The following is a 23,907-nucleotide window of genomic DNA, read 5'->3' on the forward strand; positions in this document are numbered from 1 at the left end:
GGCGGGAGCTCGTCGACCAGCCGGCCGACCGGCTGGACCTTGCCGGCCGCGGCGAAGCCCCAGTCCAGCAGCGCGGCCGTCTCGTCGTACACCTTCTGGTAGCTCGACGGGTGCATCACCGTCACCAGCAGGGTGCGGCCGCCGCGTTCGGCGGCGCCGACGAAGGTCGAGCCGGCGTTGGTGGTGGTGCCGTTCTTCACGCCGATCAGGCCCGGGTACTTGCCCAGCAGCCGGTCGGTGTTGGCGATCCCGAAGCTGCCGCGCTGGCCGGTGTTCCGGTCGACGGCACCCGGGAACATCGCGTCCCGGGTCGCGCAGTACATCCGGAAGTCCGCGTTGCGCAGACCGGCCCGGGCGAACAGCGACAGGTCGTAGGCCGAGGACACCTGGCCGTCCATGTCGTAGCCGTCCGGGGAGATCACCCTGGTGTCCCGGGCCTGGAGCGTGTCGGCGCGCGTCTGCATCTCGGCGACGGTCTGCTGCACCCCGCCGTTCATGTGCGCCAGGACGTGCACCGCGTCGTTGCCGGAGCTCAGGAAGACCCCGCGCCACAGGTCCTCGACCCGGTAGTCCAGGTTCTCCTTGATGCCGACCAGGCTGCTGCCGGGGCCGATCCCCTGGATCTCCTCGTCGGCCACCCGGTGCACCGCGTTGCGGTCGAGCTTGGGCAGCACGGTGTCCGCGAACAGGATCTTCAGAGTGCTCGCCGGGGGCAGCCGCAGATGCGGATTGCTGGCCGCCAGCACCTCCCCCGACGCCGCGTCGGAGACTATCCAGGACTGGCCGGTGAGGTCGGAGGGCAGCGGCGGAGCGCCAGCCATCGGGGCGACCTGCACCCCCGGGAGCCCGAGCCGCTCGCCGCCGATCGCGACCGACGGGGGCGGCTGCTGCGGGGCCGCGCCCGCCGGGGCGGCGAGCAGTACCGGCAGGGCCGCGGTGACCGCGGCGCACAGGCGCGCGAACGTGAGACGGGGTGTGGGCACCAGCAGACCGTACCCACTCACGGTTCCCGGCGCCCTCCCCCCGGGGCCCGTCCACCGCAGGAGGGGCCCGCCCTACGCCGATCGGCGGCCCGCGCATACTGGGGAAGCACACCGCCTTCACACGCCGAGGACCCCCATGAAGCTCAGCCGCCGCACCTCCTGGTTCCTGACCGCCTTCGGGGTCTGGTCGATCATCATCTGGACGACCTTCGTGAAGAACCTCTGGAAGGACTCCGGCGGCCAGGCCTTCACCAACGGGGACCACTCCCAGCCCACCGCCTTCTTCTGGGTCCACCTGCTCCTCGCCGTCACCTCCTTCGCCCTCGGCATCGCCGTCGGCACCATCGGCGTGCGCGGCCTTCGCGCCACCACCCGCCGCACCCCGGCCACCGACTGAGAATCCCCGTTGCCACTGTCGGCCCCCACTGGCAGGATCCTCACCGCTCGTGCACGTCTCGAACAGATCTGCCGACAGAGGGTGGGGATTCCTTGAAGAAGCACACGCGTTCACGCAGGCTCGGGGGGCTGGTCGCGGCGACCGTGGCCGCGGGCCTGCTCACCGTGCCGACGGCGGCCGTGGCCGACACGGCACCGACCGTCCTCGGGACGGAACAGGGCGGTGACTACGTCACCAGCGCCTGCGACTCGACCACCGTCCCGCTCTGGAGCGGACGGACCATGTACGGTCCGAAGCTCGTCGCGAACGTCACCGGCACCAGTGCCCGGTTCAGCGTCCGGGACGAGACCACGGGCGCCCAGGACCCGGTGTACACCGGCGAGGCCCGGGCCTACGGACAGTGGGCGAGCGTCAACGCCCCCGGTCTGCTGGACGGGCACAGCTACGCCTGGCACGCCTGGGCCCTCCAGGACACCCAGGCCTCCGCCCCGTCGGCGGACTGCCGCTTCACCGTGGACACCACGAGCCCGACCGTCACGGCCTCCTCGACCGACTTCCCGGCGAGCGGCCCCGCCACCAAGTACGCGGGCCAGACCGGCACCTTCGTCCTCACGGGGCTCGACCCGGCGCCGGCCGGCGGCCAGGCGTCCGGCGTCGCCTGCATCCGGTACGGCTTCCGCACGCTGGGCGTCGGCGGCTGCGACTCGTCCGACGCGGTCAAGCCGGCGGCCGACGGCACGGCGACCGTCGGTGTGCGTGTCCTGGACTGGGGCACCAACATCCTCAACCTCCAGGTGATCGACAAGGCCGGCAACGTCAGCTACGGCAGCTACACCTTCTCCGCCCCCTCGAACCCGAACCCGCCGAGGGTTCCCGGAGACGTCGACGGGGACGGTGTTCCGGACGTCCTGCTGCCCGACTCCGCCGGCAACCTGCAGATCATCAGCACGGGCTCGGGCAGCACCGTGCCGTCCGCCACGATCCGTGCCAACTGGTCGCCGGACAGGACGTCCTGGGCCGGGTACCAACTCCCGCACCGCGGTTGGGACTCCAGCGCGCACGCGCCGATGGACGACCTTCTGATCCACGCGAACGGATCGACCGCCCTGTACTTCTACAGCAACCAGGACTACCTCTCGTTCATCCGGAGTCAGACGTCGGTGGGCCGGCCGACCAACTGTCAGAACGCCGCGGGTGCCGCCACCGCCTGCCCCACGACCTTCGCCTCCGACTGGGGCAAGGCCGACCAGCTGGCGCTGATCGGCTCGCTGGACGGCAGGACGGTCTCGTCACTGCTGACCGTCGAGGACGGCAACCTCTGGCTGTTCGCCAAACCGGGCTTCTCCTACCGTCTGTCCACCGCCCGGCAGCTCACCGACAACGGTTCGTGGGCCGGTTACGACCTGGTCGCCCCGGGCCCCGACTCCGTCGGCGACCTCGCCCTCTGGGCGCGCGACCGGGCCACCGGTGAGCTGCACGCGTATCCGATCCCGAAGCAGACCGACGGCAGCCGCGACTTCTCCTCGCTCGCCGACCCGAAGGCGAACGTCGTCGCCACCGGCTTCACCACCGCCGCCTACCCGACGCTCGGCAGCTCGGGCGACCTGAACGCGGACGGCCGTCCGGACCTGTGGGCCGAGACCGCCGACCGGCACCTGCTGTACTTCTCCGGCTGGAGCGATCCGACCGACGTCGGCGCCCTGCGCTGAAACGGGCGAAGGCCCCCGCCCGATCGGAGGATCGGGCGGGGGCCTTCGCGGTGTCGGGCGGGGATCAGAAGCGGCGGGTGACCAGCGCCCGCTTCACTTCCTGGATCGCCTTGGTGACCTCGATGCCGCGCGGGCAGGCCTCGGAGCAGTTGAAGGTGGTGCGGCAGCGCCACACGCCCTCACGGTCGTTGAGGATCTCCAGGCGCTGCTCGCCGCCCTCGTCGCGCGAGTCGAAGATGAAGCGGTGCGCGTTGACGATGGCGGCCGGGCCGAAGTACTGGCCGTCGTTCCAGAACACCGGGCAGGACGACGTGCACGCGGCGCACAGGATGCACTTGGTGGTGTCGTCGAAGCGCTCGCGGTCCTCGGCGGACTGCAGGCGCTCCCGGGTCGGCTCGTTCCCCTTGGTGATGAGGAACGGCATGACGTCCTTGTACGCCTGGAAGAACGGGTCCATGTCCACGACCAGGTCCTTGAGGACCGTCAGGCCCTTGATGGCCTCGATCGTGATCGGCTTCTCCGGGTCGACGTCCTTGATCAGGGTCTTGCACGCCAGCCGGTTGCGGCCGTTGATCCGCATGGCGTCGGAGCCGCAGATGCCGTGCGCGCAGGAGCGGCGGTAGGTGAGGGTGCCGTCCTGCTCCCACTTGATCTTGTTGAGCGCGTCCAGGACGCGCTCCTTCGGGTCCATCGTCAGCTGGTAGTCCACCCACACCGGGTCCGGGTGCTCCTCCGGGTTGAACCGGCGGATCCGGAAGGTGACGGTGATCGGCTGGACGGCACCGGCTTCGACCGCGTCCAGAGCGGCCGAGTGCTTCTCCACGGTCGGAGTGCTCATCAGTACTTACGCTCCATCGGCTGGTAGCGGGTCGTGACGACCGGCTTGTAGTCGAGGCGGATGGAGGTGGTGCCGTCGGCGGCAACCTCCTGGTACGCCATGGTGTGCTGCATGAACTTCACGTCGTCACGGGTCGGGAAGTCCTCGCGGTAGTGGCCGCCGCGGGACTCCTCGCGGGCCAGCGCGGAGACGGCCAGCACCTCGGCCAGGTCGAGCAGGTTGCCCAGCTCGACGGCCTCCAGCAGGTCCGTGTTGTACCGGAAGCCCTTGTCCTGGATGGAGACGTTCTTGTAGCGCTCCTTCAGCGCGGCGATGTCCTCGACCGCCTGCTTCAGGGTGGCGCCGGTGCGGTACACCATCGCGTTGGCGTCCATGGTCTCCTGCAGTTCCTTGCGGATCTGCGCCACGGACTCGGTGCCGGTGCTCTCGCGGAGGCCGTCGACCAGGGCCTGGACCTTCTCGGCCGGGTCCTCGGGCAGCTCGACGAACTCGTTGGCGTTGGCGTAGTCGGCGGCGGCGATGCCCGCGCGACGGCCGAACACGTTGATGTCCAGCAGCGAGTTGGTGCCCAGGCGGTTGGCGCCGTGCACGGACACGCAGGCGACCTCGCCGGCCGCGTACAGGCCCGGGACGACGTCGGTGTTGTTGCGCAGGACCTCACCCTCGACGTTGGTCGGGATGCCGCCCATGGCGTAGTGCGCGGTGGGCTGGATCGGGATCGGGTCCGTGTAGGGCTCGATGCCGAGGTAGGTGCGCGCGAACTCGGTGATGTCCGGCAGCTTGGCGTCCAGCTGCTCCGGCGGCAGGTGGGTCAGGTCCAGGTAGACGTGGTCGCCGTCCGGACCGCAGCCGCGGCCTTCGCGGATCTCGGTGTAGATCGCGCGGGAGCAGACGTCACGGGACGCGAGGTCCTTCATGACGGGGGCGTAGCGCTCCATGAAGCGCTCGCCGTCCTTGTTGCGCAGGATGCCGCCCTCACCGCGGGCGCCCTCGGTGAGCAGGATGCCCATGCGCCAGATGCCCGTCGGGTGGAACTGGAAGAACTCCATGTCCTCCAGCGGCAGGCCGCGGCGGTAGACCAGGGCCTGGCCGTCACCGGTGAGGGTGTGGGCGTTGGAGGAGACCTTGAAGAACTTGCCGGTGCCGCCGGAGGCGAAGACGACCGACTTGGCCTGGAAGACGTGGATCTCGCCGGTGGCCAGCTCGTACGCGACGACGCCGGAGGTCTTGCCCTCGCTGATCAGCAGGTCGAGGACGTAGAACTCGTTGAAGAACTCGACGCCGTGCTTGACGCAGTTCTGGAACAGCGTCTGGAGGATCATGTGGCCGGTGCGGTCGGCCGCGTAGCACGAGCGGCGGACCGGGGCCTCGCCGTGGTTGCGGGAGTGACCGCCGAAGCGGCGCTGGTCGATCCGGCCCTGCTCGGTGCGGGAGAAGGGCAGACCCATCTTCTCCAGGTCGAGGACGGCGTCGATGGCCTCCTTGCACATGATCTCGGCGGCGTCCTGGTCGACCAGGTAGTCACCGCCCTTGACCGTGTCGAAGGTGTGCCACTCCCAGTTGTCCTCCTCGACGTTGGCGAGGGCGGCGCACATGCCGCCCTGGGCCGCGCCGGTGTGGGACCGGGTCGGGTAGAGCTTGGTCAGGACGGCGGTGCGGCTGCGCTGCGTCGACTCGATGGCCGCTCGCATGCCGGCGCCGCCGGCGCCGACGATGACGGTGTCGTACTGGTGAATCTGCATGGGGGGTTAACTCGCCTCTGGCCTCTGCCGATGGTCGATGGTGCTCGCGGCTCAGATGTTGGGGTCGAAGGTGAAGATCACCAGGGTGCCGAGCAGCACGGTGAAGACCGTGGCGGTGCCCATGAGCCCCTTGAGCCAGAGCCGGGTCGAGTCCTTCTCGGCGTAGTCGTTGATCACCTGACGCATGCCGTTGGCGCCGTGCAGCATGGCGAGCCAGAGCATCAGGAGGTCCCAGCCCTGCCAGAACGGCGAGGCCCAGCGGCCGGCCACGAAGGCGAAGCCGATCTTGGAGACGCCGCCGTCGAGCACCAGCATGATCAGCAGGTGGCCGAGGATCAGCACGACCAGAACGACACCGGACAGGCGCATGAAGAGCCAGGCCAGCATCTCGAAGTTGGTGCGGGTGCGACGCGGGGTCTTCTTGGTCCGCTGGCGCGGAGGCTCGATGACGAACGCGTCGGCGGGGTTGCCGGTGCCCAGTCCCCTGCCGGTGTGCGCCTGCTTGGAGGGGACGACGATGGCGTCGGAGTATTCCGTGGACATGTCTCGGCTCACTTCCCGAACCAGGAGATCAGCGTGTGCTGGAGGATCCCGTAGAAGGAACCGGCCATCAGGACGACCCAGACGCCGACGACGGTCCAGAGCATCTGCTTCTGGTACTTCGGGCCCTTGGACCAGAAGTCCACTGCGACGACGCGCAGGCCGTTGAGGGCGTGGAACAGGATGGCGGCCACCAGGCCGTACTCCATCAGGTTCACGAGCGGAGTCTTGTACGTCTGGATGACGGTGTCGTAGGACTCCGGCGACACTCGCACGAGGGCGGTGTCCAGGACGTGGGCGAACAGGAAGAAGAAGATGAGGACGCCGGTGACTCGATGAGCCACCCAGCTCCACATGCCTTCCCGGCCGCGGTACAGCGTTCCAGCCGGCACGGAAAAACCCTCCGGAAGCGATTGGGGGCTCGGCCGGCTTCGGTGTCGGTCAGCCCGGCCGGGTACGGTCCACCGGCCGCCAGCATCCTATCGACGCCTTTCCGTGAACCGCCTCCGGGGGCCCCAGGTGTGATCAATCAGGCACTTCTGGCCTAGCGGGGCGGGAACCAAACCCGAGGGTGTCACGATGCGTGACGGCATGCTCGCGCCCCGTGCCGGAGGGTGAGGGGCGCGGGGCGGGGCGGGTTCGGATTCGGTGGTGGTTCGGATCGGATGGTGCCGTGGCCTCACTCGTCCGGGCGGTTTCGCGGGCGGGATCACCCGCGAGGGTGAAGAGGAGTGGGTGAGGAGGGGTGGGTGATGTGCGCTCAGCGCGCCGCGGCCTCCGAGGGGGTGGCGACCAGGTGCTCCAGGCGGGTGAGGGCGATCCGGCGGAGTTCGTCGGACGCGATCAGCCGCTCCTCGTCCGGGTCGTTGGCGAGGCGGGTGCGGATGGAGGAGAGCACGGTGTCGAGCATCTCCTCCGGGGCGACCCCTTCCAGGCAGACCACGAAGACGTGGCCGAACCGGGCCTCGTACGCGGCGTGCGCGGCCCGCAGCGCGGTGTGCGCGGCCTGGCTTCCGGGAGCCCGCATGCCGAGCAGCGGCTGCGGCATCCAGCTCTCGTCCGCCAGCGCCTCGGTGAGGTCGGCCGGGCGGAGGTCGTAGGAGGCCTCGCTGGCGGCGGCCAGCAGGGACTCGATGTCGGGGTAGGGCCGGTGTGCGGTGAGCCGCAGGGCCCAGCGGTGGCTGCCGCAGCAGGCCAGCAGGGCCTCCTCGGCAGCGCCGGCGTCGGCTTCGTTGAAGCGGTGCAACCCGAGGAGGGTCGGCTCTGTTCTGACGTCGAGCCGCTGTGACGGGATGTCGCTGGCCAGCGGGTCCTCCTCGTGAGGGCGGGAAGGTGCCGGTGGAGTGGGGTGGTGAACGGGTGGGATGGGGGCTGCCGAGGGGCGCGTTGGCGCCGGTCGACCTGCGCCTCAAAGGTAGTTGAGCGGTCATCAGTTGGGGAGGGCGCGCGCCGAATTCATCCGGACGAGCTATCAAGTTGTGACGTTGACACCTGCGCGTCAGCGCCCTCCCCGCGTCCTGCCGCCGGCCGCGGCGCCGCCGTCCACCGAGGACCGGGCCGGGCCGGTCCGGTCCGCGGGACTCAGTCGCAGCGGGTGCCCGGGGCCGGCATCGTGCCCTCGGTCAGGTAGGCCTCCATGGCCCGGTCGATGCAGGTGTTGCCCTTCCCGAAGGCGCCGTGCCCCTCGCCGACCCGGGTGAGCAGGGTGGCGTTGGCGAAGCCCTTGGCCAGCGCCTCGGCCGAGGCGTACGGGGTGGCCGGGTCGCCGGTGCTGCCGACCACCAGGATCGGCGCGCTGCCCTCGGCCCGGACGGTGTGCGGCGTCTCCTGCGTCCTGAACGGCCAGTAGGCGCAGCCGGCCTCGCTGAAGTCGTCCACCGTGACGCCCCTGGACATCAGCGGCGCCTCGGCGAGCAGCCGGTCCACGGCGGCCCTGGCGTGCTCGGGGGTGGGCGCGGGGCGGGCGGCGTCGGCGCAGCCGATCGCGTTGTTGGCCTCGTCCACCGGGCTGTAGTGGCCGTCCGCGTCCCGGCCGTTGTAGTCGTCGGCGAAGGCCATCAGGTAGTCGCCCTTGTCGCGCACCATCGCCCAGCCGAGGGCGGCGCGCAGGTACTTCCAGGAGGTCGTCTCGTCGCCGTAGAGGAGCGAGATGGTGCCGGTCCAGGCCTGGTCGCGGCCGAGCTTGCGGCCGTCCTTGGTGGTCAGCGGGTGGTCGTACAGCCCGTCGAGGAAGTCGGCGGCCTTCTTGGCGGCCTTGGTGCCGTCCTTGCCGAGCGGGCACTCGTCGGCGTGGTTCTCCACGCAGTCGGCGGCGAAGCGCTCGAAGGACTTCTCGAAGCCGACCTGCTGGTCGACCCCGTGGTCCAGCCGGTCCTGGCCGGGGTCGACCGCGCCGTCCAGGATCAGCCGGCCGGTGTTCTTCGGGAATTCCTCGGCGTAGAGCGCGCCGAGGTACGTCCCGTAGGAGATGCCGAGGTAGTTGAGCTGCTTGTCGCCGACCGCGGCGCGCAGCACGTCCAGGTCGCGGGCGGTGTTGCGGGTGCCGACGAAGGGCAGCAGCCTGCCGGACCTGGCCTGGCAGGCGGCGGCGTGCTCGGTGGCCTGCTTGACGTGCTCGGCCTTGCGGACGGCCGGGTCGAGGGAGGCGTCCGTCTGGTTGACGGCGTCGTGCTGCTTGTCGTCGTAGCAGACGACCGGGGAGCTGTCGCCGGTGCCGCGGGGGTCGAAGCCGACCACGTCGAAGCGGTCGTGCAGGGTGCCGGCGAACTGCTTGGCGCCGTACTTGACCATCCCGACGCCGGATTCGCCGGGGCCGCCGGGGTTGACCATCAGCGAGCCGATCCGCTGGTCCGGCTTGGCGGCCGGGTACTTGACCAGCGCGAGGTCGAGGGCGTCGGTGGCCGGGGCGGCGTAGTCCAGCGGGACGTGCAGCGTGCCGCACCGCAGGCCGGATATGTCGATCTTGGCCTTCTCCGCCCGGGCGTCGGCCGGGCAGTCGGCCCAGGTGATCTGCTGGCCGTAGAAGGGCTTGAGTGCCGGGTCGGCCTCGCCGGTGGGCCTGGGCGTCGGTGTCGGGGTGGCCGTGGGGGTGGCGGCGGCGGGCGCGGTGGTGCCCGCGGCCCGGTCCTGGGCCGGCGCGGCGGTGTCGTCGCAGGCGGAGGCGAGGAGCAGGGTGCCTGCCGCCAGCGCGGTCAGCAGGACCCGTGGGCGGGCGGCCCGGAAGGTTCTCATCGCACGTGTGTACCACCGGGGGGTGACGTGTTCGATCTTGGCCCCTGCTCCGGGGCCGCCCGCCGGGCCGGGCTCAGGCGCGGTGGACCTTGTGGTTGGCGGCCTGCGCCCGGGGGCGGACCACCAGCAGGTCGATGTTCACGTGCGAGGGCCGGGTGACCGCCCACGCCACGGTGTCCGCGATGTCCTCCGAGGTGAGCGGTTCGGCCACGCCCGCGTACACGGCGGCGGCCTTCTCCTCGTCGCCGCGGAAGCGGGTGACCGCGAAGCCCTCGGACTTCACCATGCCGGGCGCGATCTCGATCACCCGGATCGGCTCCCCGCACAGCTCCAGCCGCAGCGTGGCGGCGATGGTGTGCGCGGCGTGCTTGGCGGCGACGTACCCGCCGCCGCCCTCGTACGCGGCCAGCGCGGCGGTCGAGGAGAGCACCAGCACCGTGCCGTCGCCGGTGGCCCGCAGGGCCGGCAGCAGGGCCTGCGTCACGTGCAGCACGCCGAGCACGTTCACCTCGTACATGGCCCGCCAGTCGGCCGGGTCCCCGTGCTCGACGCTCTCCGCGCCGATCGCGCCGCCGGCGTTGTTCACCAGGATGTCGACCCGGCCGACCGCGGCGGCGAAGGCGTCCACCGCGGCCCGGTCGGTGACGTCCAGGGTGACCGCGCGGGCCGAACCGCCCCGGGCGGCGATCTCCTCGGCCAGCGCCTCGACGCGGTCGGTGCGCCGGGCGGTCAGCACCACGTCGAAGCCCTCGGCGGCCAGCCGGCGGGCGGTCGCCGCGCCGATTCCGCTGCTGGCACCGGTGACCACGGCCACCTTCTGCTCGGTCATTGCCACTCCCTGGGGCTCATCGGTCGTTCACCCGATCATCTCAACCGCGTCGCCGCCGCGGCGGGCCGGCCAGGCCCTACATTGCGAGGACCCGCTCCCCAGCTCCGGAGGAGGCACCCCCGTGACAGCCGAACCGCGCCGCGCCGAGTCGGGTTTCGCGATCGAGCCGCTGTACGGCCCCGAGTCCCTGGCCGGCCGGGAGGCCGGCGCCCGGCTGGGCCGGCCGGGGGAGTACCCCTACACCCGGGGCGTCTATCCGACGATGTACACCGGCCGCCCCTGGACGATGCGCCAGTACGCGGGCTTCGGCACCGCCGCCGAGTCCAACGCCCGCTACCGGCAGCTGATCGCGGGCGGCGGCACCGGCCTCTCGGTCGCCTTCGACCTGCCCACCCAGATGGGCTACGACTCGGACGCGCCGCTCGCCGCCGGGGAGGTCGGCAAGGTGGGCGTCGCCGTGGACGGCGTCGAGGACATGGCGGTGCTGTTCGACGGCATCCCGCTCGGCGGGGTGTCCACCTCGATGACCATCAACGCGCCCGCCGCCCTGCTCCTGCTCCTCTACCAACTGGTCGGCGAGGCCCAGGGGGTGGCGCCGGCCGCGCTCACCGGCACGGTCCAGAACGACGTGCTGAAGGAGTACATCGCCCGCGGCACCTACATCTTCCCGCCGCAGCCCTCGCTGCGGCTGGTCGCCGACGTGTTCCGGTACTGCCGGGCCGAGATCCCGCGCTGGAACACCATCTCCATCTCCGGGTACCACATGGCCGAGGCCGGGGCCGATCCCGCGCAGGAGATCGCCTTCACGCTGGCCAACGGCATCGCCTACGTCCGCACCGCGATCGCCGCCGGGATGGCCGTGGACGACTTCGCCCCCCGGCTCTCGTTCTTCTTCGTGGCCCGCACGACGTTGCTGGAGGAAGTGGCCAAGTTCCGTGCGGCACGCAGGATTTGGGCCAGAATCATGCGCGACGTGTTCGGTGCCCGGAACCCGCGCTCGCAGATGCTGCGCTTCCACACCCAGACCGCCGGAGTGCAGCTCACGGCCCAGCAGCCCGAGGTCAACCTGGCCCGGGTCACCGTGCAGGCGCTCGCCGCGGTGCTCGGCGGCACCCAGTCGCTGCACACGAACAGCTACGACGAGGCGATCGCGCTGCCCACCGAGAAGGCCGCCCGGCTCGCCCTGCGCACCCAGCAGGTGCTCGCGTACGAGACCGACGTGACCGCCACCGTGGACCCGTTCGCCGGCTCCTACGCCGTCGAGTCGCTCACCGACGAGGTGGAGGCCGCGGCGCGGTCGCTGATGGACCGGATCGAGGAGCAGGGCGGCGCGGTGGCCGCGATCGAACGGGGCTACCAGAAGGGCGAGATCGAGCGCACCGCCTACCGGCTCCAGCAGGAGACCGACTCCGGGGAGCGGACGGTGGTCGGGGTCAACCGCTTCCGGTCGGACACGGAGGAGCCCTACCAGCCGCTGCGGGTGGACCCGGCGATCGAGGAGCGGCAGGCGCGGCGGCTGGCCCGGCTGCGGGCCGAGCGCTCCGCCGGCGCCGTCACCCGGGGGCTGGACGCGCTGCGCCGCACCGCCGAGGGGACGGGGAACGTGCTGTACCCGATGAAGGAGGCGCTGGCCGCCCGCGCCACCGTCGGCGAGGTGTGCGACGCGCTGCGCGGAGTGTGGGGGACGTACTCCCCGGTGGAGCGCTTCTGACGTCCTGCTGAACGGCCGTCAACCCGTCGGTGTCGTCGGGGAAGTGGCGGGCCGTGACCGTCGGCCGGGGTGGTCGTTGCACAGGGCACGCAACCCGGGGAAGGCGGCTGAAACAAGATGTCATACCCACGTGTCCGGCCGGTATGCACCCATCCGGGGACTAGTTTTCCGGAAGTCGGGCCAAATCCCCCCAACAGGCCTACGATTGGCGAGATGAACCGTCCTGAGCCCGCTCAGCCGGGCACCACTCTCGCCGTCCCACGCCCCGCCGCCGATCTGCGCGACCGGGTCCGGGCGCTGGAGCCCGAGCTGATCGCCTTCCGTCGTGATCTGCACCGGCACCCGGAGCTGGGCCGCCAGGAGTTCCGAACCACCGGGCTGCTGCGCGACCGGCTGGCGGCCGCCGGGCTCGAACCCCGGGTGCTGCCCGGCGGCACCGGCATGCTCGTCGACATCGTCCCGCCCGGCACCGCCCCGGGGACGGAGTTCCTGGCCTTCCGCGCCGACATCGACGCGCTGCCGATCGACGACGCCAAGACCGACGTGCCGTACCGCTCCACCGTCCCCGGCCGGGCCCACGCCTGCGGCCACGACGTGCACACCTCGGTGCTGCTCGGCACCGGCCTGGTGCTGGCCGAGGCCGCCCGCGCCGGTGAGCTGCGCCGCCCCGTCAGGCTGGTGTTCCAGCCCGCCGAGGAGGTGATGCCGGGCGGCGCGCTGGACGTCATCAAGGCCGGCGGGATGGCGGGTGTCGGGCGGATCTTCGCGGTGCACTGCGACCCGAAGGTGGAGGTCGGCCGGATCGCCCTGCGGGTCGGGGCGATCACCTCGGCCTGCGACCGCCTGGTGCTGCACCTGGACGGTCCCGGCGGGCACACCGCCCGTCCGCACCTGACCACGGACCTGGTCACCGCGGTCGCCAGGACGGCCGCCGACCTCCCGGGGGCGCTGGCCCGCCGGATGGACCCGCGCTGGGGCGTCAGCCTGGTCTGGGGGCGGATCGCCTCCGGCTCCGCGCCCAACGTCATCCCGCAGCACGCCGAGCTGGAGGGCACCGTCCGCTGCCTGGAGCTGGACGGCTGGCGGGAGGCGCCGGACCTGCTGCACGAGCTGATCGCCAAGCTGTCCGAGACCCACCGGGCCAAGTGGACGCTGGACTACCACCGCGGGGTGCCGCCGGTGGTGAACGAGGCGGTCTCGGTCGCCCTGCTGGACGGGGCGATGCACGCCCGCTTCGGCGGGGACGGCGCCGTGGTGGTGGAGGGCACCGAGCAGAGCCTGGGCGGCGAGGACTTCTCCTGGTACCTGGAGCACGCCCCGGGCGCGCTGGCCCGGCTCGGCGTCCGCGCCCCCGGCGACGCCACGGTCCGGGACCTGCACCAGGGCCGGTTCGACGTGGACGAGCGGGCGATCGGCATCGGCGTGGAACTGTTCTCGGCGCTGGCCCTGGAGGCGGACGGCAGCTGACGGCAGGTCCGGGGGCGGTGCGGCCGGAGCGAAGCGGAACGGCCGGATCCGGGGTCCCGTCGGGGTTACGTAAACTGACCGAACCGACCTCGGATCACCGTCCGCGCGGGGGATAGAGCCCCGGGGAGAACATCAGACCACGGTTTGATAACAACCCGTATGCTCCGGCACCCCGTAACACAACCGTGTTCTACGCGCGTTACGGTGGCGTCCGACCACGCCAAACGGTTGCGTGTAGAAGGAGATATCCCCTTGCGCCGTTCAATGAAGCTCGCCGCGGTTGTGCTCTCGGGTTCCCTGGGCATGGCCTCGCTCGCCGCTTGCGGCGCAAAGAGCACCGACTCCTCCTCCTCCGGCTCGGGCGACGGTTCGCTCAAGGTCGGCATGGCCTACGACATCGGTGGCCGCGGCGACCAGTCGTTCAACGACTCCGCCGCCCGTGGCCTCGACAAGGCCAAGTCCGAGCTGGGCGTCGGCGTGACCGAGGCCGAGGCCAAGCAGGGCGAGGCCGAGGCCGACAAGGAGACCCGTCTCAAGAACCTGATCGACGCGGGTTACAAGACGATCATCGCGGTCGGCTTCGTCTACCAGCCGGCGGTCAACAAGATCGCCAAGGACAACCCGACGGTCAAGTTCGCGATCATCGACTCGAACGACAAGGACCAGCCGGCCAACGTCACCTCGCTGCTCTTCGCCGAGCAGGAGGGCTCGTACCTGGCCGGTGTCGCCGCCGCGAACAAGTCGAGGGCCAAGCACGTCGGCTTCATCGGCGGTGTGCAGTCCGAGCTGATCAAGAAGTTCGAGGCCGGTTACACGGCGGGTGTGAAGTCCGTCGACCCGAGCATCACGGTCGAGACCACCTACCTGACCACCCCGCCGGACTTCACCGGCTTCGCCTCGCCCGACAAGGGCAAGGAGGCCGCGCAGGGTCAGCTCGACAAGGGCGCGGACGTCATCTACACCGCCGCCGGCTCCTCCGGCAACGGCGCCATCGAGGCCGTCGCCAACAAGTCGGGCGCCCTGGCCATCGGTGTCGACTCCGACCAGGCCAGCCAGCCGGCCCTGGCGAAGTACAAGAACAGCATCCTGACCTCGATGGTCAAGAACGTCGACACCGCGGTGTTCTCGTACGTCCAGTCCGTCAAGCAGGGCCAGAGCCCGACCGGCGTCAAGCTGTTCGACCTGAAGGCCGAGGGCGTCTCGCTCGCCACCACCGGCGGCAAGATCGACGACATCCAGGACAAGCTGAAGGTCGCCGCCGACGCGATCAAGTCCGGCGCCACCACCATTCCGACCGCGCCGGTCAAGTAAGCACCGCGCGTCCCGGACGCCGCAGAGCCCGCCGCCTGCCCGGCAGGGCGACGCATCCACACAGTTCACGGGAGGGGCCCGGCAGGGTGCGCTCAACGCGTACCCCCGGGCCCCGTTCCGTCTCTCCGTTCCCCCTTGGCCCTCCGAGCGCAACGACGCGCCTCCAGACCACCAGGAGACCGCCATCACCGCATCCGACCCCGTCCCCCTGCGCAAGGACGGCACCCCCAGCGCGGGGACGGCGACACCGGCCGTCGAACTGCGCGGCATCACCAAGCGCTTCCCGGGTGTCGTGGCCAACCACGACATCAACCTCACCGTCCGCACCGGGACCGTGCACGCCCTGATGGGTGAGAACGGCGCCGGCAAGTCGACGCTGATGAAGATCCTCTACGGCATGCAGAAGCCGGACGAGGGCACCATCGCGATCAACGGCGAGCCGTGCGAGTTCAACACCCCCGGCGACGCCATCTCCCGCGGCGTCGGCATGGTGCACCAGCACTTCATGCTCGCCGACAACCTCACGGTGTGGGAGAACGTCGTCCTCGGCGGCGAGAAGCTCCACGGCATCGGTGCCAGGGCGAAGGCGAAGATCAAGGAGATCTCCGACCAGTACGGCCTGGGCGTGCGCCCGGACGTCCTGGTCGAGGACCTCGGCGTCGCCGACCGCCAGCGCGTCGAGATCCTCAAGGTGCTGTACCGCGGCGCCAAGATCCTGATCCTCGACGAACCCACGGCCGTGCTCGTCCCGCAGGAGGTCGACGCGCTGTTCGACAACCTGCGCGAGCTCAAGTCCGAGGGCGTCACCGTCATCTTCATCTCGCACAAGCTGCACGAGGTGCTCGCGGTGGCCGACGCGATCAGCGTCATCCGGCGCGGCACCACGGTCGGCGACGCCGACCCGAAGGCCGTCACCGCCCGGCAGCTCGCCGAGCTGATGGTCGGCGCCGAGCTGCCCTCCCCGGAGAGCCGCGAGTCGACCGTCACCGACGCCGTGATGCTCGACGTCGAGGGCCTGCGGATCGCCAAGACCGACGCCGAGGGCATCGAGCGCGTCGTCCTCGACGACATCTCGCTGCGCATCCACAAGGGCGAGATCCTGGGCATCGCCGGTGTCGAGGGCAACGGCCAGGCCGAGCTGGTCGAGGCCGTCATGGGGATGCTGCCGCTGAACGCCGGCACCGTCACCCTGGACGGCAAGGACCTCTCCGGCACCCTGACCCGGGCCCGCCGCGAGGCCGGCATCGGCTACATCCCCGAGGACCGCCACAAGCACGGCCTGCTGCTGGAGGCCCCGCTCTGGGAGAACCGCATCCTCGGCCACGTCACCGAGGCGCCCAACTCCAAGGGCGTGCTGCTCGACCCGGCCGCCGCCCGCACGGACACCTGGCGGATCGTCGAGGAGTACGACGTCCGCACTCCCGGCATCGAGGTCACCGCGGCCTCGCTCTCCGGCGGCAACCAGCAGAAGCTGATCATCGGCCGCGAGATGAGCCACCAGCCCAAGCTGCTGATCGCCGCCCACCCCACCCGCGGTGTGGACGTCGGCGCGCAGGCGCAGATCTGGGAGCACATCCGGGTCGCCCAGCGGGCCGGCCTGGCCGTCCTGCTGATCTCCGCCGACCTGGACGAGCTGATCGGCCTGTCCGACACCATCCGGGTCATCTACCGCGGCCGCCTGGTCGCCGACGCCGACCCGGCCACCGTCACCGCCGAGGACCTCGGCACCGCGATGACCGGTGCCGCCAGCGGCCACCTGGAGTCCGAGCCGGAGGCCGTCGCCGAGGCGCAGGCCGTCGCGGCCGAGGGCACCGAGGCCGAGGCCGGGCACCAGCCCACCGACACCGCCGACGACCCGCAGGCGGGGGAGTAACCCATGACCAGTCCCAACCCCGCCGCCGCGAAGCCCGGCCTGGCCCAGCGGTTCAGCGGTGAGCGGATCGTGCTCGCGCTGGCGGCGCCGGTGCTCGCGGTCCTGCTCTCCATCGCGATCTGTTCCGTCCTGCTGGCGACTTCGGGCAAGAACCCGTTCGACGCCTGGAACGTGATGATCACGTACGCCGGCAAGTCGGACGGCCAGGTGGGCATCCTCAACCGGTCCACCACCTACTACCTGGCCGCCGCGGCCGCCGCGTTCGGGTTCCGGATGAACCTGTTCAACATCGGCGTCGAGGGCCAGTACAAGGTCGCGGCACTGTTCGCGGCCTTCGTCGGCGCCAAGGTGGACCTGCCGGCCTTCATCCAGATCCCGCTGCTGCTGGTCACGGCCATGCTGGTCGGCGGTCTGTACGCGAGCATCGCCGGTCTGCTGAAGGTCTACCGCGGCGTCAGCGAGGTCATCTCGACCATCATGCTGAACTCGATCGCGACCGCGATCATCGGTCTGCTGCTCGTCCCCGGCATCTTCGCGCCGAAGACCAGCGGCACCACCAACTCGATCCAGACCGAGCCGATCTCGCAGTCCAGCCACTTCTTCTCGCTGGAGACGGCCGGCGGAACGCTCTGGGGCTTCATCTTCGTCGCCGCCCTGGTCGGAGTGGTCTTCCAGTTCGTGCTGACCCGCACCCGCTTCGGCTTCGACCTGCGCGCCACCGGCCGCTCGGAGTCCGCGGCGACCGCCTCCGGCGTGAACGTCAAGCGCATGGTGGTCATCTCGATGGTGGTCTCCGGAGCCATCGCCGGTCTGATCGGCCTGCCGGAGCTGCTGCAGAACTCGTACTACTTCGGCCAGAGCTTCCAGCCCGGTCTGGGCTTCCTGGGCATCTCGATCGCCCTGCTCGGCCGGAACAGCCCGATCGGCATGGCCTTCGCGGCGCTGCTGTTCGCGTTCCTGGACGTCACCGGCTCGGTGCTGCCGCTCCAGGGCGGCTTCCCGTTCGAGATCGTCGACGTCATGAAGGGCACCATCGTCATCTGCGTCGTCGTCGCGTACGAGCTGGTGCGCCGCTACGGCCTGAAGCGTCAGCAGCAGAAGGTCGGCGCCCAGCTCGCCGCCCAGGCTGCCGCGAACAGTGAGAAGAAGGAGGTGTCCGCATGAGCACGGCAACGGCTGCCCGTCCGAAGGCGTCGGGCGCACCCGCGAAGAAGCGCAAGCTGTCCTGGCCGGTCGTCCTGCTCCTGATCGCGGGCGCCCTGGTGCTGTTCTCCGCCGTGGGCCTGGCCACCGGCAACCACTCGCTGACCTCCTCCGGGCAGGTCACCGCCGCGCTCGGCGCCGCCGTGCCGATCGGCATGGCCGGTCTGGGCGGTCTCTGGTCCGAGCGGGCCGGTGTGGTCAACATCGGTCTCGAAGGCATGATGGTCGCCGGCACCTTCTGCGGCGCCTGGGCGGGCTACCTGGTCAACCCGTGGGTCGGCCTGCTGGCCGGCATGCTGGGCGGGGCGGTCGGCGGCCTGCTGCACGCGGTCGTCACGGTCACCTTCGGCGTCGACCACATCGTCTCCGGCGTCGGCATCAACCTGCTGATCCCCGGCATCTGCGCGTACGTCAACCGGATCTACTACAAGGACTACGTCTCGGTCGGTGCCGGCCAGAACCAGTCCCCGCCGGCGGACCCGCTGCCGTACATCACCGTCCCGGGCCTGTCCTCCGGGCTGAAGAGCATCGAGAGCCACCACTGGTTCTTCGTCTCGGACGTCGCGGGCGTGCTCGGCGGCCTGGTCACCAACATCTCGGTGGTCGTGCTGCTGGCCGGCGCGCTGATCGTGGTCAGCTACTTCGTGCTCTGGCGCACGGTGTTCGGCCTGCGGCTGCGCTCCTGCGGTGAGAACCCCACCGCCGCCGAGTCGCTGGGCGTCAACGTCTACAAGTACAAGTACCTCGCGGTCATCGCCTCCGGCGCCTTCGCCGGCCTCGGCGGGGCGTACCTCTCGCTGGTCGCGGCGCACTTCTACAAGGACGGCCAGACCCTCGGCCGCGGCTTCATCGGCCTCGCCGCGATGATCTTCGGCAACTGGATGCCCGGCGGCCTCGCCATGGGCGCCGGCCTGTTCGGCTTCACCGACAGCCTCCAGCTGCGCGACCCGGAGTCGGTGCACGTGCTGATCCTGATCGTCGGCATCGCGATGATCCTGTTCGCGCTCTGGCAGCTGTACCGCCGCAAGTACACCGCGACGGTGGTCTCCTTCGTGGTGGCCGGCGGCCTGATCGCCTGGTACTCGCTGACCGACGAGGTGCAGCGCCCGCTGATCGTCGCCACGCCGTACCTGATCACCCTGGTGGTGCTCTCGCTGGCCTCGCAGCGCCTGCGGATGCCCAAGGCGGACGGCCAGATCTACCGCAAGGGCCAGGGCAAGTGACCACCCCCGCGCCTGCGGCGCCGCCCGCGATCGACTGGGAGCTGCTGCGCGCGGCGGCGCGCGAGGCCATGGGCCGCGCGTACGCGCCGTACAGCAGGTTCCCGGTCGGCGCGGCCGCCCTGGTGGACGACGGCAGGGTGGTCACCGGCTGCAACGTCGAGAACGCCTCGTACGGGCTCGGGCTGTGCGCCGAGTGCGGGCTGGTGTCCGCGCTGCACTCCTCCGGCGGCGGCCGGCTGGTCGCCTTCACCTGCGTGGACGGCGCCGGCGAACTGCTGATGCCGTGCGGGCGCTGCCGCCAACTGCTGTACGAGCACGGCGGGCCGGGGCTGCTGGTCGAACTGGCCTCGGGCGTGAAGCCGATGAGCGAGGTCCTTCCCGACGCGTTCGGGCCGGAGCGGCTCTAAGGGCCCGGTTGGCCCTAGCCGCAGCAATTGTTACGCGCGTAGAGTGTCGCGAGTGGGCCGGAACCCGGTCATCTCGCGACACTCTTCGCTTTTGAAACCCCTCTTGGAGCACGCATGGACGCCATCTCCGTCATCAGGACCAAGCGCGATCGCGGAGAGCTGAGCGACGCTCAGATCGACTGGGTCATCGACGCCTACACCCGCGGTGAGGTCGCCGACGAGCAGATGTCCGCGCTGGCGATGGCGATCCTGTTGAACGGGATGAAGCCGCGCGAGATCAGCCGCTGGACCGACGCCATGATCCGCTCCGGCGTCCGGATGGACTTCTCCTCGCTGCCGCTGCCCACCAGCGACAAGCACTCCACCGGCGGCGTCGGCGACAAGATCACCCTGCCGCTCGCCCCGCTGGTCGCCGCCTGCGGCGCCGCCGTCCCCCAGCTGTCCGGCCGCGGCCTCGGCCACACCGGCGGCACCCTGGACAAGCTGGAGTCCATCCCCGGCTGGCGCGCCCTGCTCTCCAACGAGGAGATGATGGACGTGCTGGGCTCCGCCGGCGCGGTGATCTGCGCCGCGGGCGACGGCCTCGCGCCGGCCGACAAGAAGCTGTACGCGCTGCGCGACGTCACCGGCACCGTCGAGGCCATCCCGCTGATCGCCTCCTCGATCATGTCGAAGAAGATCGCCGAGGGCACCGGCGCGCTGGTCCTGGACGTCAAGGTCGGCTCCGGCGCGTTCATGAAGAACCTGGACGACGCCCGCGAACTCGCCCGCACCATGGTCGGCCTGGGCACCACCGCCGGGGTCAACACCGTCGCGCTGCTCACCGACATGTCCACCCCGCTCGGCCTCACCGCGGGCAACGCGCTGGAGGTCCGGGAGTCCCTGGAGGTGCTCGCGGGCGGCGGCCCGGCCGACGTCGTCGAGCTGACCCTCGCGCTCGCCCGCGAGATGCTCGCCGCGGCCGGCGTGCAGGGCAAGGACCCGGCGGACGCGCTGCGCGACGGCTCCGCGATGGACCACTGGCGCCGCATGATCGCCGCCCAGGGCGGCGACGTCGACGCCCCGCTCCCGGTCGCCCGCGAGCAGCACGTCATCCCGGCGCCCGCCTCCGGCGTGCTCACCGCCCTGGACGCCTACGCGATCGGCGTCTGCGCCTGGCGCCTGGGCGCCGGCCGCGCCCGCAAGGAGGACCCGGTCCAGGCCGGCGCCGGCGTCGAGATGCACGCCAAGCCCGGCGACACCGTGGTGGCCGGCCAGCCCCTGCTGACCCTGCACACCGACACCCCGGAGCGCTTCGACTACGCCGTCGAGGCCCTGGCCGGCGGCATCGAGGTCGCCCCGGCGGGCACGGCCTTCACCCCGAACCCGATCGTCCTCGACCGCATCGCCTGAGCGTCCTGAGGTCTGCTCACGTATGCCGGATCAGGCGTACGTGAGCAGACCGCTGGTGTCGAGCGTCCAGGGACCGACGGCGATCCTGTCGCCGAAGACGAACTTCTCCCGGGCCTCGTAGCCGGGTTCCGAGTGCACGATGCCCGTGCCCGTGCGGGGATCGACGAGCAGGTAGAACGGAATCCCCATGGCCGAGTAGTCGCGAACCTTGTCGTGGTAGTCGTTCTCGGGGTTCGACTTGGAGACGACTTCCACGACCAGCAGCACCTCGTGCGGGAGGACCGCCCGCTGTTCGCCCTCCAGGGTCGCCTCGGGGAACACCATCAGGTCCGGGTTGCGCAGTTGGCCGAGCCCCGCGTCCTGGAGATCCGCACCGTGATACGCGATGTGACCGGGGTGGGTGGCCGACAACTGGGCGTTGATCTGTCGGGAGAGGCGCAGCACGGCGAGTTCGTGACGCTTCACGGGCGACATCATCATGACGATCTGGCCGTCGGCGATCTCGATCTTCCCTATCCCCGGCACCTTCGGCAGCTGATCCGCGATCTCGAGCAGCCTGGCGTACACAGCAGGATCGATGCTCATGTTCCGGAGTGTATCCGTGGCGGCTGTCAAGCGTTCGCGACCGTTCGGCGGGCCGCGTGGGCCCGGTGGGTGGCGTAGAGGGTGACGGCGGCGGCGAGGGTCATGGCGGCGAGCCCGACGGTGGCGGCGCCGGGCCAGCCGGTGGCGTGGTAGGCGTCGGCGCCGAGGGTGCCGCCGAGGCTGTTGCCGAGGTAGTAGGCGATCAGGTAGAGGGCGGAGGCCTGGGCGCGGCCCTCGGTGGCGGTGCGGCCGACCGAGGAGGAGGCGGTGGCGTGGCCGGCGAAGAAGCCGGCGGTGATCAGGACCAGGCCGAGCAGGGCGCAGACCAGGGACTCGGCGAGGGAGAGCAGCAGGCCGGCCGCGGTCACGCCGATGGAGACGTAGAGGGCGCCGCGCCGGCCGAGGCGGCCGGAGAGCCGGCCGGCCGCGGCGGAGGTGCCGGTGCCGACCAGGTAGACCACGAAGATCGAGGCGGCGATCGACTCCGGCAGGTGGAACGGCGCGGAGATCAGCCGGTAGCCGACGGTGTTGTAGACCGCGCCGAACACGGCCATGAACAGCATCCCGAGCGCGTACAGCCGCACCAGCAGCGGGTTGCGCAGGTGCCGTCCGACGGTCCGGGCGAGCGCGCGGGCGTCCACCGGGGCGGGGGTGAAGTGCCGGGCCGCGGGGATCAGCAGCCGGAAGGCGAGCGTGGCGAGCAGGGCGAGGACGGCGGAGGCGGCGAGGCCCCAGCGCCAGCCGAGTCCGGCGGCGGTCCAGCCGGAGAGCAGCCGGCCGCCCATTCCGCCGATGCTGTTGCCGGCCACGTACAGGCCCATCGCGGAGGGCAGCGCACCGGGGTGGACCTCCTCGGCGAGGTAGGCCATGGCGGTGGCGGGGAGCCCGGCGAGGGCGGCGCCCTGGAGGACCCGCAGGGTGACGAGGGCGGTGAGGTCCGGCGCGAAGGGCAGGGCGAGCGCGAGGGCGGAGGCGGCGAGGGTGGAGGCCGTCATCACCGCGGTGCGGCCGTACTTGTCGGAGAGCGCGCTGGCCGGGAGCAGCCCGAGGGCGAGGCCGAGGGTGGCGGCGGAGGCCGTCCAGCTGGCCTGGCCGGGGGTGAGGTCGAGGTCGGCCGAGAGGATCGGCAGCAGGCCCTGGGTGGAGTAGAGCAGGACGAAGGTCGCGACCCCGGCGGCGAACAGGGCGAGGTTGGCGCGGCGGAAGTCGCGCTGGCCGGGGCGGTGGCGGTCGTCCGCGGTGGCGGCGGAGGGGGCGGTGGCGGGGGCATCCGGGGTGGTCACGGATGCCCCGGTATCGGCGGGCTGCATGTCGTCGACCGTAGGCCTGGCGCCGTTGATGCGTCCAATGCATGGAGCGTGGATGATCGATGCACTGGCGTATGAGTCGAGGTGGTGGCGCGATGTCCGGTCCGGAGTCGGCGGACGGCGGCGAGCAGCGGTACCGGGTGGCCGAGTTGGGCCCGCGGGAGCCGGCGGTGCTGCTGGCGCCCCGGCTGGCCCGGTTCGCGGCGGTGGCCCGGCTGGAGCACGTGACCCAGGCGGCCGCGCTGCTCGGGGTGCCGCAGCCGACGCTGTCGCGCTCGGTGGCCCGGCTGGAGGAGGAGCTGGGGGTGGACCTGCTGGCCCGTCAGGGCCGTACGGTGCAGCTGACCCGGGCGGGCCGGTTGCTGCTGGCCTCGGTGGAGCGGGCGCTGGCCGAGGTCGAGCGCGGTGCGGCGGCGGCCCGGGCGGAGGCGGACCCGGAGGCGGGCCTGGTGGCCTTCGGCTTCCTGCACACGATGGGGCCGGACGCGGTGCCGGCGCTGCTGCGCGGCTTCCGCGCGGCGCACCCGCGGGTGCGGTTCCAGCTGGTGCAGGACTACGGCGCGGCGATGCTGGAGCGGCTGCGGGCCGGGGAGTTGGACCTCTGTCTGGTCGCGCCGCTGCCGGAGGACCCGGCGTTCGCCGCCCGCCCGCTGGACGAGCAGCGGCTGCACCTGGTCGTCCCGGCGGACCACCGGCTGGCCGGGCGGCGGCGGATCCGGCTGGCGGAGGTGGCCGAGGAGCCGTTCGTCGGGCTGGAGCAGGGGTACGGGCTGCGCGCGATCACGGACGGCTTCTGCGCGCAGGCCGGGTTCGTCCCCCGGCTGGCGTTCGAGGGGGAGGAGGCGGAGACGCTGCGCGGGCTGGTGGCGGCCGGGCTGGGGGTGGCGCTGCTGCCGCCGGCCCTGGTGCCGCGACCGGGGGTGGTGGAGCTGGAGGTGACGGCGCCGCGCACCCGCCGGGCGATCGGGCTGGCCTGGGCGGCGGGGCGGCCGCTGACCCCGCCGGCGCGGACCTTCCGGGACTTCGTGCTGTCCCGGCGGGGGCGGCTGCTGCAGCACGACTGACGCCCGCTCGGCGGCGGTCCGGCGTTTTGGCGGATCGTATGGACCGGGCGGTGGAATTCCGCGTGGAGTTTGGACCATCCGGTGGTGTTCGCGGT

21 protein-coding genes are annotated in these 23,907 nt (G+C 71.4%); 11 read left to right on the plus strand and 10 right to left on the minus strand.

What is annotated here, in order from left to right:
• Positions 1 to 983 (minus strand): D-alanyl-D-alanine carboxypeptidase family protein (locus ACFVGO_RS14530; RefSeq protein ID WP_380632044.1); only part of this gene is annotated, 983 nt, incomplete at its 3' end.
• 136 nt (positions 984 to 1,119) lie between these two features.
• Between ACFVGO_RS14530 and ACFVGO_RS14535 the strand changes: the two genes are divergently transcribed.
• Positions 1,120 to 1,380 carry an SCO4848 family membrane protein gene (locus ACFVGO_RS14535; protein WP_359911571.1) on the plus strand — a complete coding sequence of 87 codons (261 nt, stop codon included), beginning with the start codon at positions 1,120 to 1,122 and terminating at the stop codon, positions 1,378 to 1,380.
• 92 nt (positions 1,381 to 1,472) lie between these two features.
• Positions 1,473 to 3,089 carry a hypothetical protein gene (locus tag ACFVGO_RS14540; RefSeq protein ID WP_380632046.1) on the plus strand — a complete coding sequence of 539 codons (1,617 nt, stop codon included), beginning with the start codon at positions 1,473 to 1,475 and terminating at the stop codon, positions 3,087 to 3,089.
• 64 nt (positions 3,090 to 3,153) lie between these two features.
• Here the strand turns inward: ACFVGO_RS14540 and ACFVGO_RS14545 are convergent, their stop codons facing one another.
• From ACFVGO_RS14545 to ACFVGO_RS14575, 7 genes are all read right to left on the minus strand, one after another.
• Positions 3,154 to 3,927: a succinate dehydrogenase iron-sulfur subunit gene (locus tag ACFVGO_RS14545; RefSeq protein ID WP_359911565.1), complete on the minus strand. Its 774-nt coding sequence runs from the start codon at positions 3,925 to 3,927 to the stop codon at positions 3,154 to 3,156.
• A complete protein-coding gene (sdhA, locus tag ACFVGO_RS14550) occupies positions 3,927 to 5,669 on the minus strand; it encodes a succinate dehydrogenase flavoprotein subunit (protein ID WP_359911562.1) in 1,743 nt (580 codons plus the stop codon). The genes ACFVGO_RS14545 and sdhA overlap by 1 nt, the downstream gene beginning before the upstream one ends.
• A gap of 51 nt (positions 5,670 to 5,720) precedes the next feature.
• Positions 5,721 to 6,212, minus strand: coding sequence for a succinate dehydrogenase, hydrophobic membrane anchor protein (gene sdhD / locus ACFVGO_RS14555; RefSeq protein WP_359911559.1), 492 nt, complete (start codon positions 6,210 to 6,212; stop codon positions 5,721 to 5,723).
• 8 nt (positions 6,213 to 6,220) lie between these two features.
• A complete protein-coding gene (gene sdhC / locus ACFVGO_RS14560) occupies positions 6,221 to 6,601 on the minus strand; it encodes a succinate dehydrogenase, cytochrome b556 subunit (RefSeq protein WP_033332398.1) in 381 nt (126 codons plus the stop codon).
• Between the two features lie 368 nt (positions 6,602 to 6,969).
• Entirely contained in the window at positions 6,970 to 7,455 is a 486-nt protein-coding gene (locus ACFVGO_RS14565) for a 2-oxo-4-hydroxy-4-carboxy-5-ureidoimidazoline decarboxylase (protein WP_359911557.1), read from the minus strand.
• 335 nt (positions 7,456 to 7,790) lie between these two features.
• On the minus strand, positions 7,791 to 9,440 hold the full coding sequence (locus ACFVGO_RS14570; RefSeq protein WP_359911554.1) for an alpha/beta hydrolase: 1,650 nt from the start codon (positions 9,438 to 9,440) through the stop codon (positions 7,791 to 7,793).
• Between the two features lie 73 nt (positions 9,441 to 9,513).
• Positions 9,514 to 10,269, minus strand: a complete 756-nt coding sequence (locus tag ACFVGO_RS14575) for an SDR family NAD(P)-dependent oxidoreductase (RefSeq protein WP_380632050.1) — start codon at positions 10,267 to 10,269, stop codon at positions 9,514 to 9,516.
• 121 nt (positions 10,270 to 10,390) lie between these two features.
• Between ACFVGO_RS14575 and ACFVGO_RS14580 the strand changes: the two genes are divergently transcribed.
• The 8 genes from ACFVGO_RS14580 (at position 10,391) to ACFVGO_RS14615 (ending at position 20,856) form a co-directional block, all read left to right on the plus strand.
• Positions 10,391 to 11,980 carry a methylmalonyl-CoA mutase gene (locus tag ACFVGO_RS14580; protein WP_380350508.1) on the plus strand — a complete coding sequence of 530 codons (1,590 nt, stop codon included), beginning with the start codon at positions 10,391 to 10,393 and terminating at the stop codon, positions 11,978 to 11,980.
• Positions 11,981 to 12,193: 213 nt separating this feature from the next.
• Entirely contained in the window at positions 12,194 to 13,447 is a 1,254-nt protein-coding gene (locus ACFVGO_RS14585) for an amidohydrolase (RefSeq protein ID WP_359911546.1), read from the plus strand.
• A gap of 252 nt (positions 13,448 to 13,699) precedes the next feature.
• Positions 13,700 to 14,758, plus strand: a complete 1,059-nt coding sequence (locus tag ACFVGO_RS14590; protein WP_359911543.1) for a BMP family ABC transporter substrate-binding protein — start codon at positions 13,700 to 13,702, stop codon at positions 14,756 to 14,758.
• Between the two features lie 292 nt (positions 14,759 to 15,050).
• Positions 15,051 to 16,631: an ABC transporter ATP-binding protein gene (locus ACFVGO_RS14595; RefSeq protein WP_380350510.1), complete on the plus strand. Its 1,581-nt coding sequence runs from the start codon at positions 15,051 to 15,053 to the stop codon at positions 16,629 to 16,631.
• Positions 16,632 to 16,634: 3 nt separating this feature from the next.
• The gene (locus tag ACFVGO_RS14600; RefSeq protein WP_359911540.1) at positions 16,635 to 17,795 is read left to right on the plus strand and encodes an ABC transporter permease; all 1,161 of its coding nucleotides are present in this window, start codon (positions 16,635 to 16,637) and stop codon (positions 17,793 to 17,795) included.
• Positions 17,792 to 19,057, plus strand: coding sequence for an ABC transporter permease (locus ACFVGO_RS14605; protein ID WP_380542945.1), 1,266 nt, complete (start codon positions 17,792 to 17,794; stop codon positions 19,055 to 19,057). Before ACFVGO_RS14600 ends, ACFVGO_RS14605 begins: the two co-directional genes overlap by 4 nt.
• Complete coding sequence (locus ACFVGO_RS14610; RefSeq protein WP_359911534.1) at positions 19,054 to 19,464, plus strand: cytidine deaminase; 411 nt, start codon at positions 19,054 to 19,056, stop codon at positions 19,462 to 19,464. Before ACFVGO_RS14605 ends, ACFVGO_RS14610 begins: the two co-directional genes overlap by 4 nt.
• A 114-nt stretch (positions 19,465 to 19,578) precedes the next feature.
• Positions 19,579 to 20,856, plus strand: a complete 1,278-nt coding sequence (locus ACFVGO_RS14615; RefSeq protein WP_359911531.1) for a thymidine phosphorylase — start codon at positions 19,579 to 19,581, stop codon at positions 20,854 to 20,856.
• A 30-nt stretch (positions 20,857 to 20,886) separates the two neighbouring features.
• On the opposite strand, the gene ACFVGO_RS14620 is transcribed toward ACFVGO_RS14615, so the two are convergent.
• Complete coding sequence (locus tag ACFVGO_RS14620; protein WP_359911529.1) at positions 20,887 to 21,441, minus strand: Uma2 family endonuclease; 555 nt, start codon at positions 21,439 to 21,441, stop codon at positions 20,887 to 20,889.
• 26 nt (positions 21,442 to 21,467) lie between these two features.
• Entirely contained in the window at positions 21,468 to 22,751 is a 1,284-nt protein-coding gene (locus ACFVGO_RS14625; protein ID WP_380632055.1) for an MFS transporter, read from the minus strand.
• A gap of 92 nt (positions 22,752 to 22,843) precedes the next feature.
• On the opposite strand from ACFVGO_RS14625, the gene ACFVGO_RS14630 reads away from it, so the two are divergent.
• Entirely contained in the window at positions 22,844 to 23,812 is a 969-nt protein-coding gene (locus tag ACFVGO_RS14630) for a LysR family transcriptional regulator (RefSeq protein WP_359911524.1), read from the plus strand.
• Positions 23,813 to 23,907 lie beyond the last annotated feature (95 nt).

The organism is Kitasatospora sp. NPDC057738 (assembly GCF_042798815.1).
Classification (GTDB): domain Bacteria; phylum Actinomycetota; class Actinomycetes; order Streptomycetales; family Streptomycetaceae; genus Kitasatospora; species Kitasatospora lactacystinica.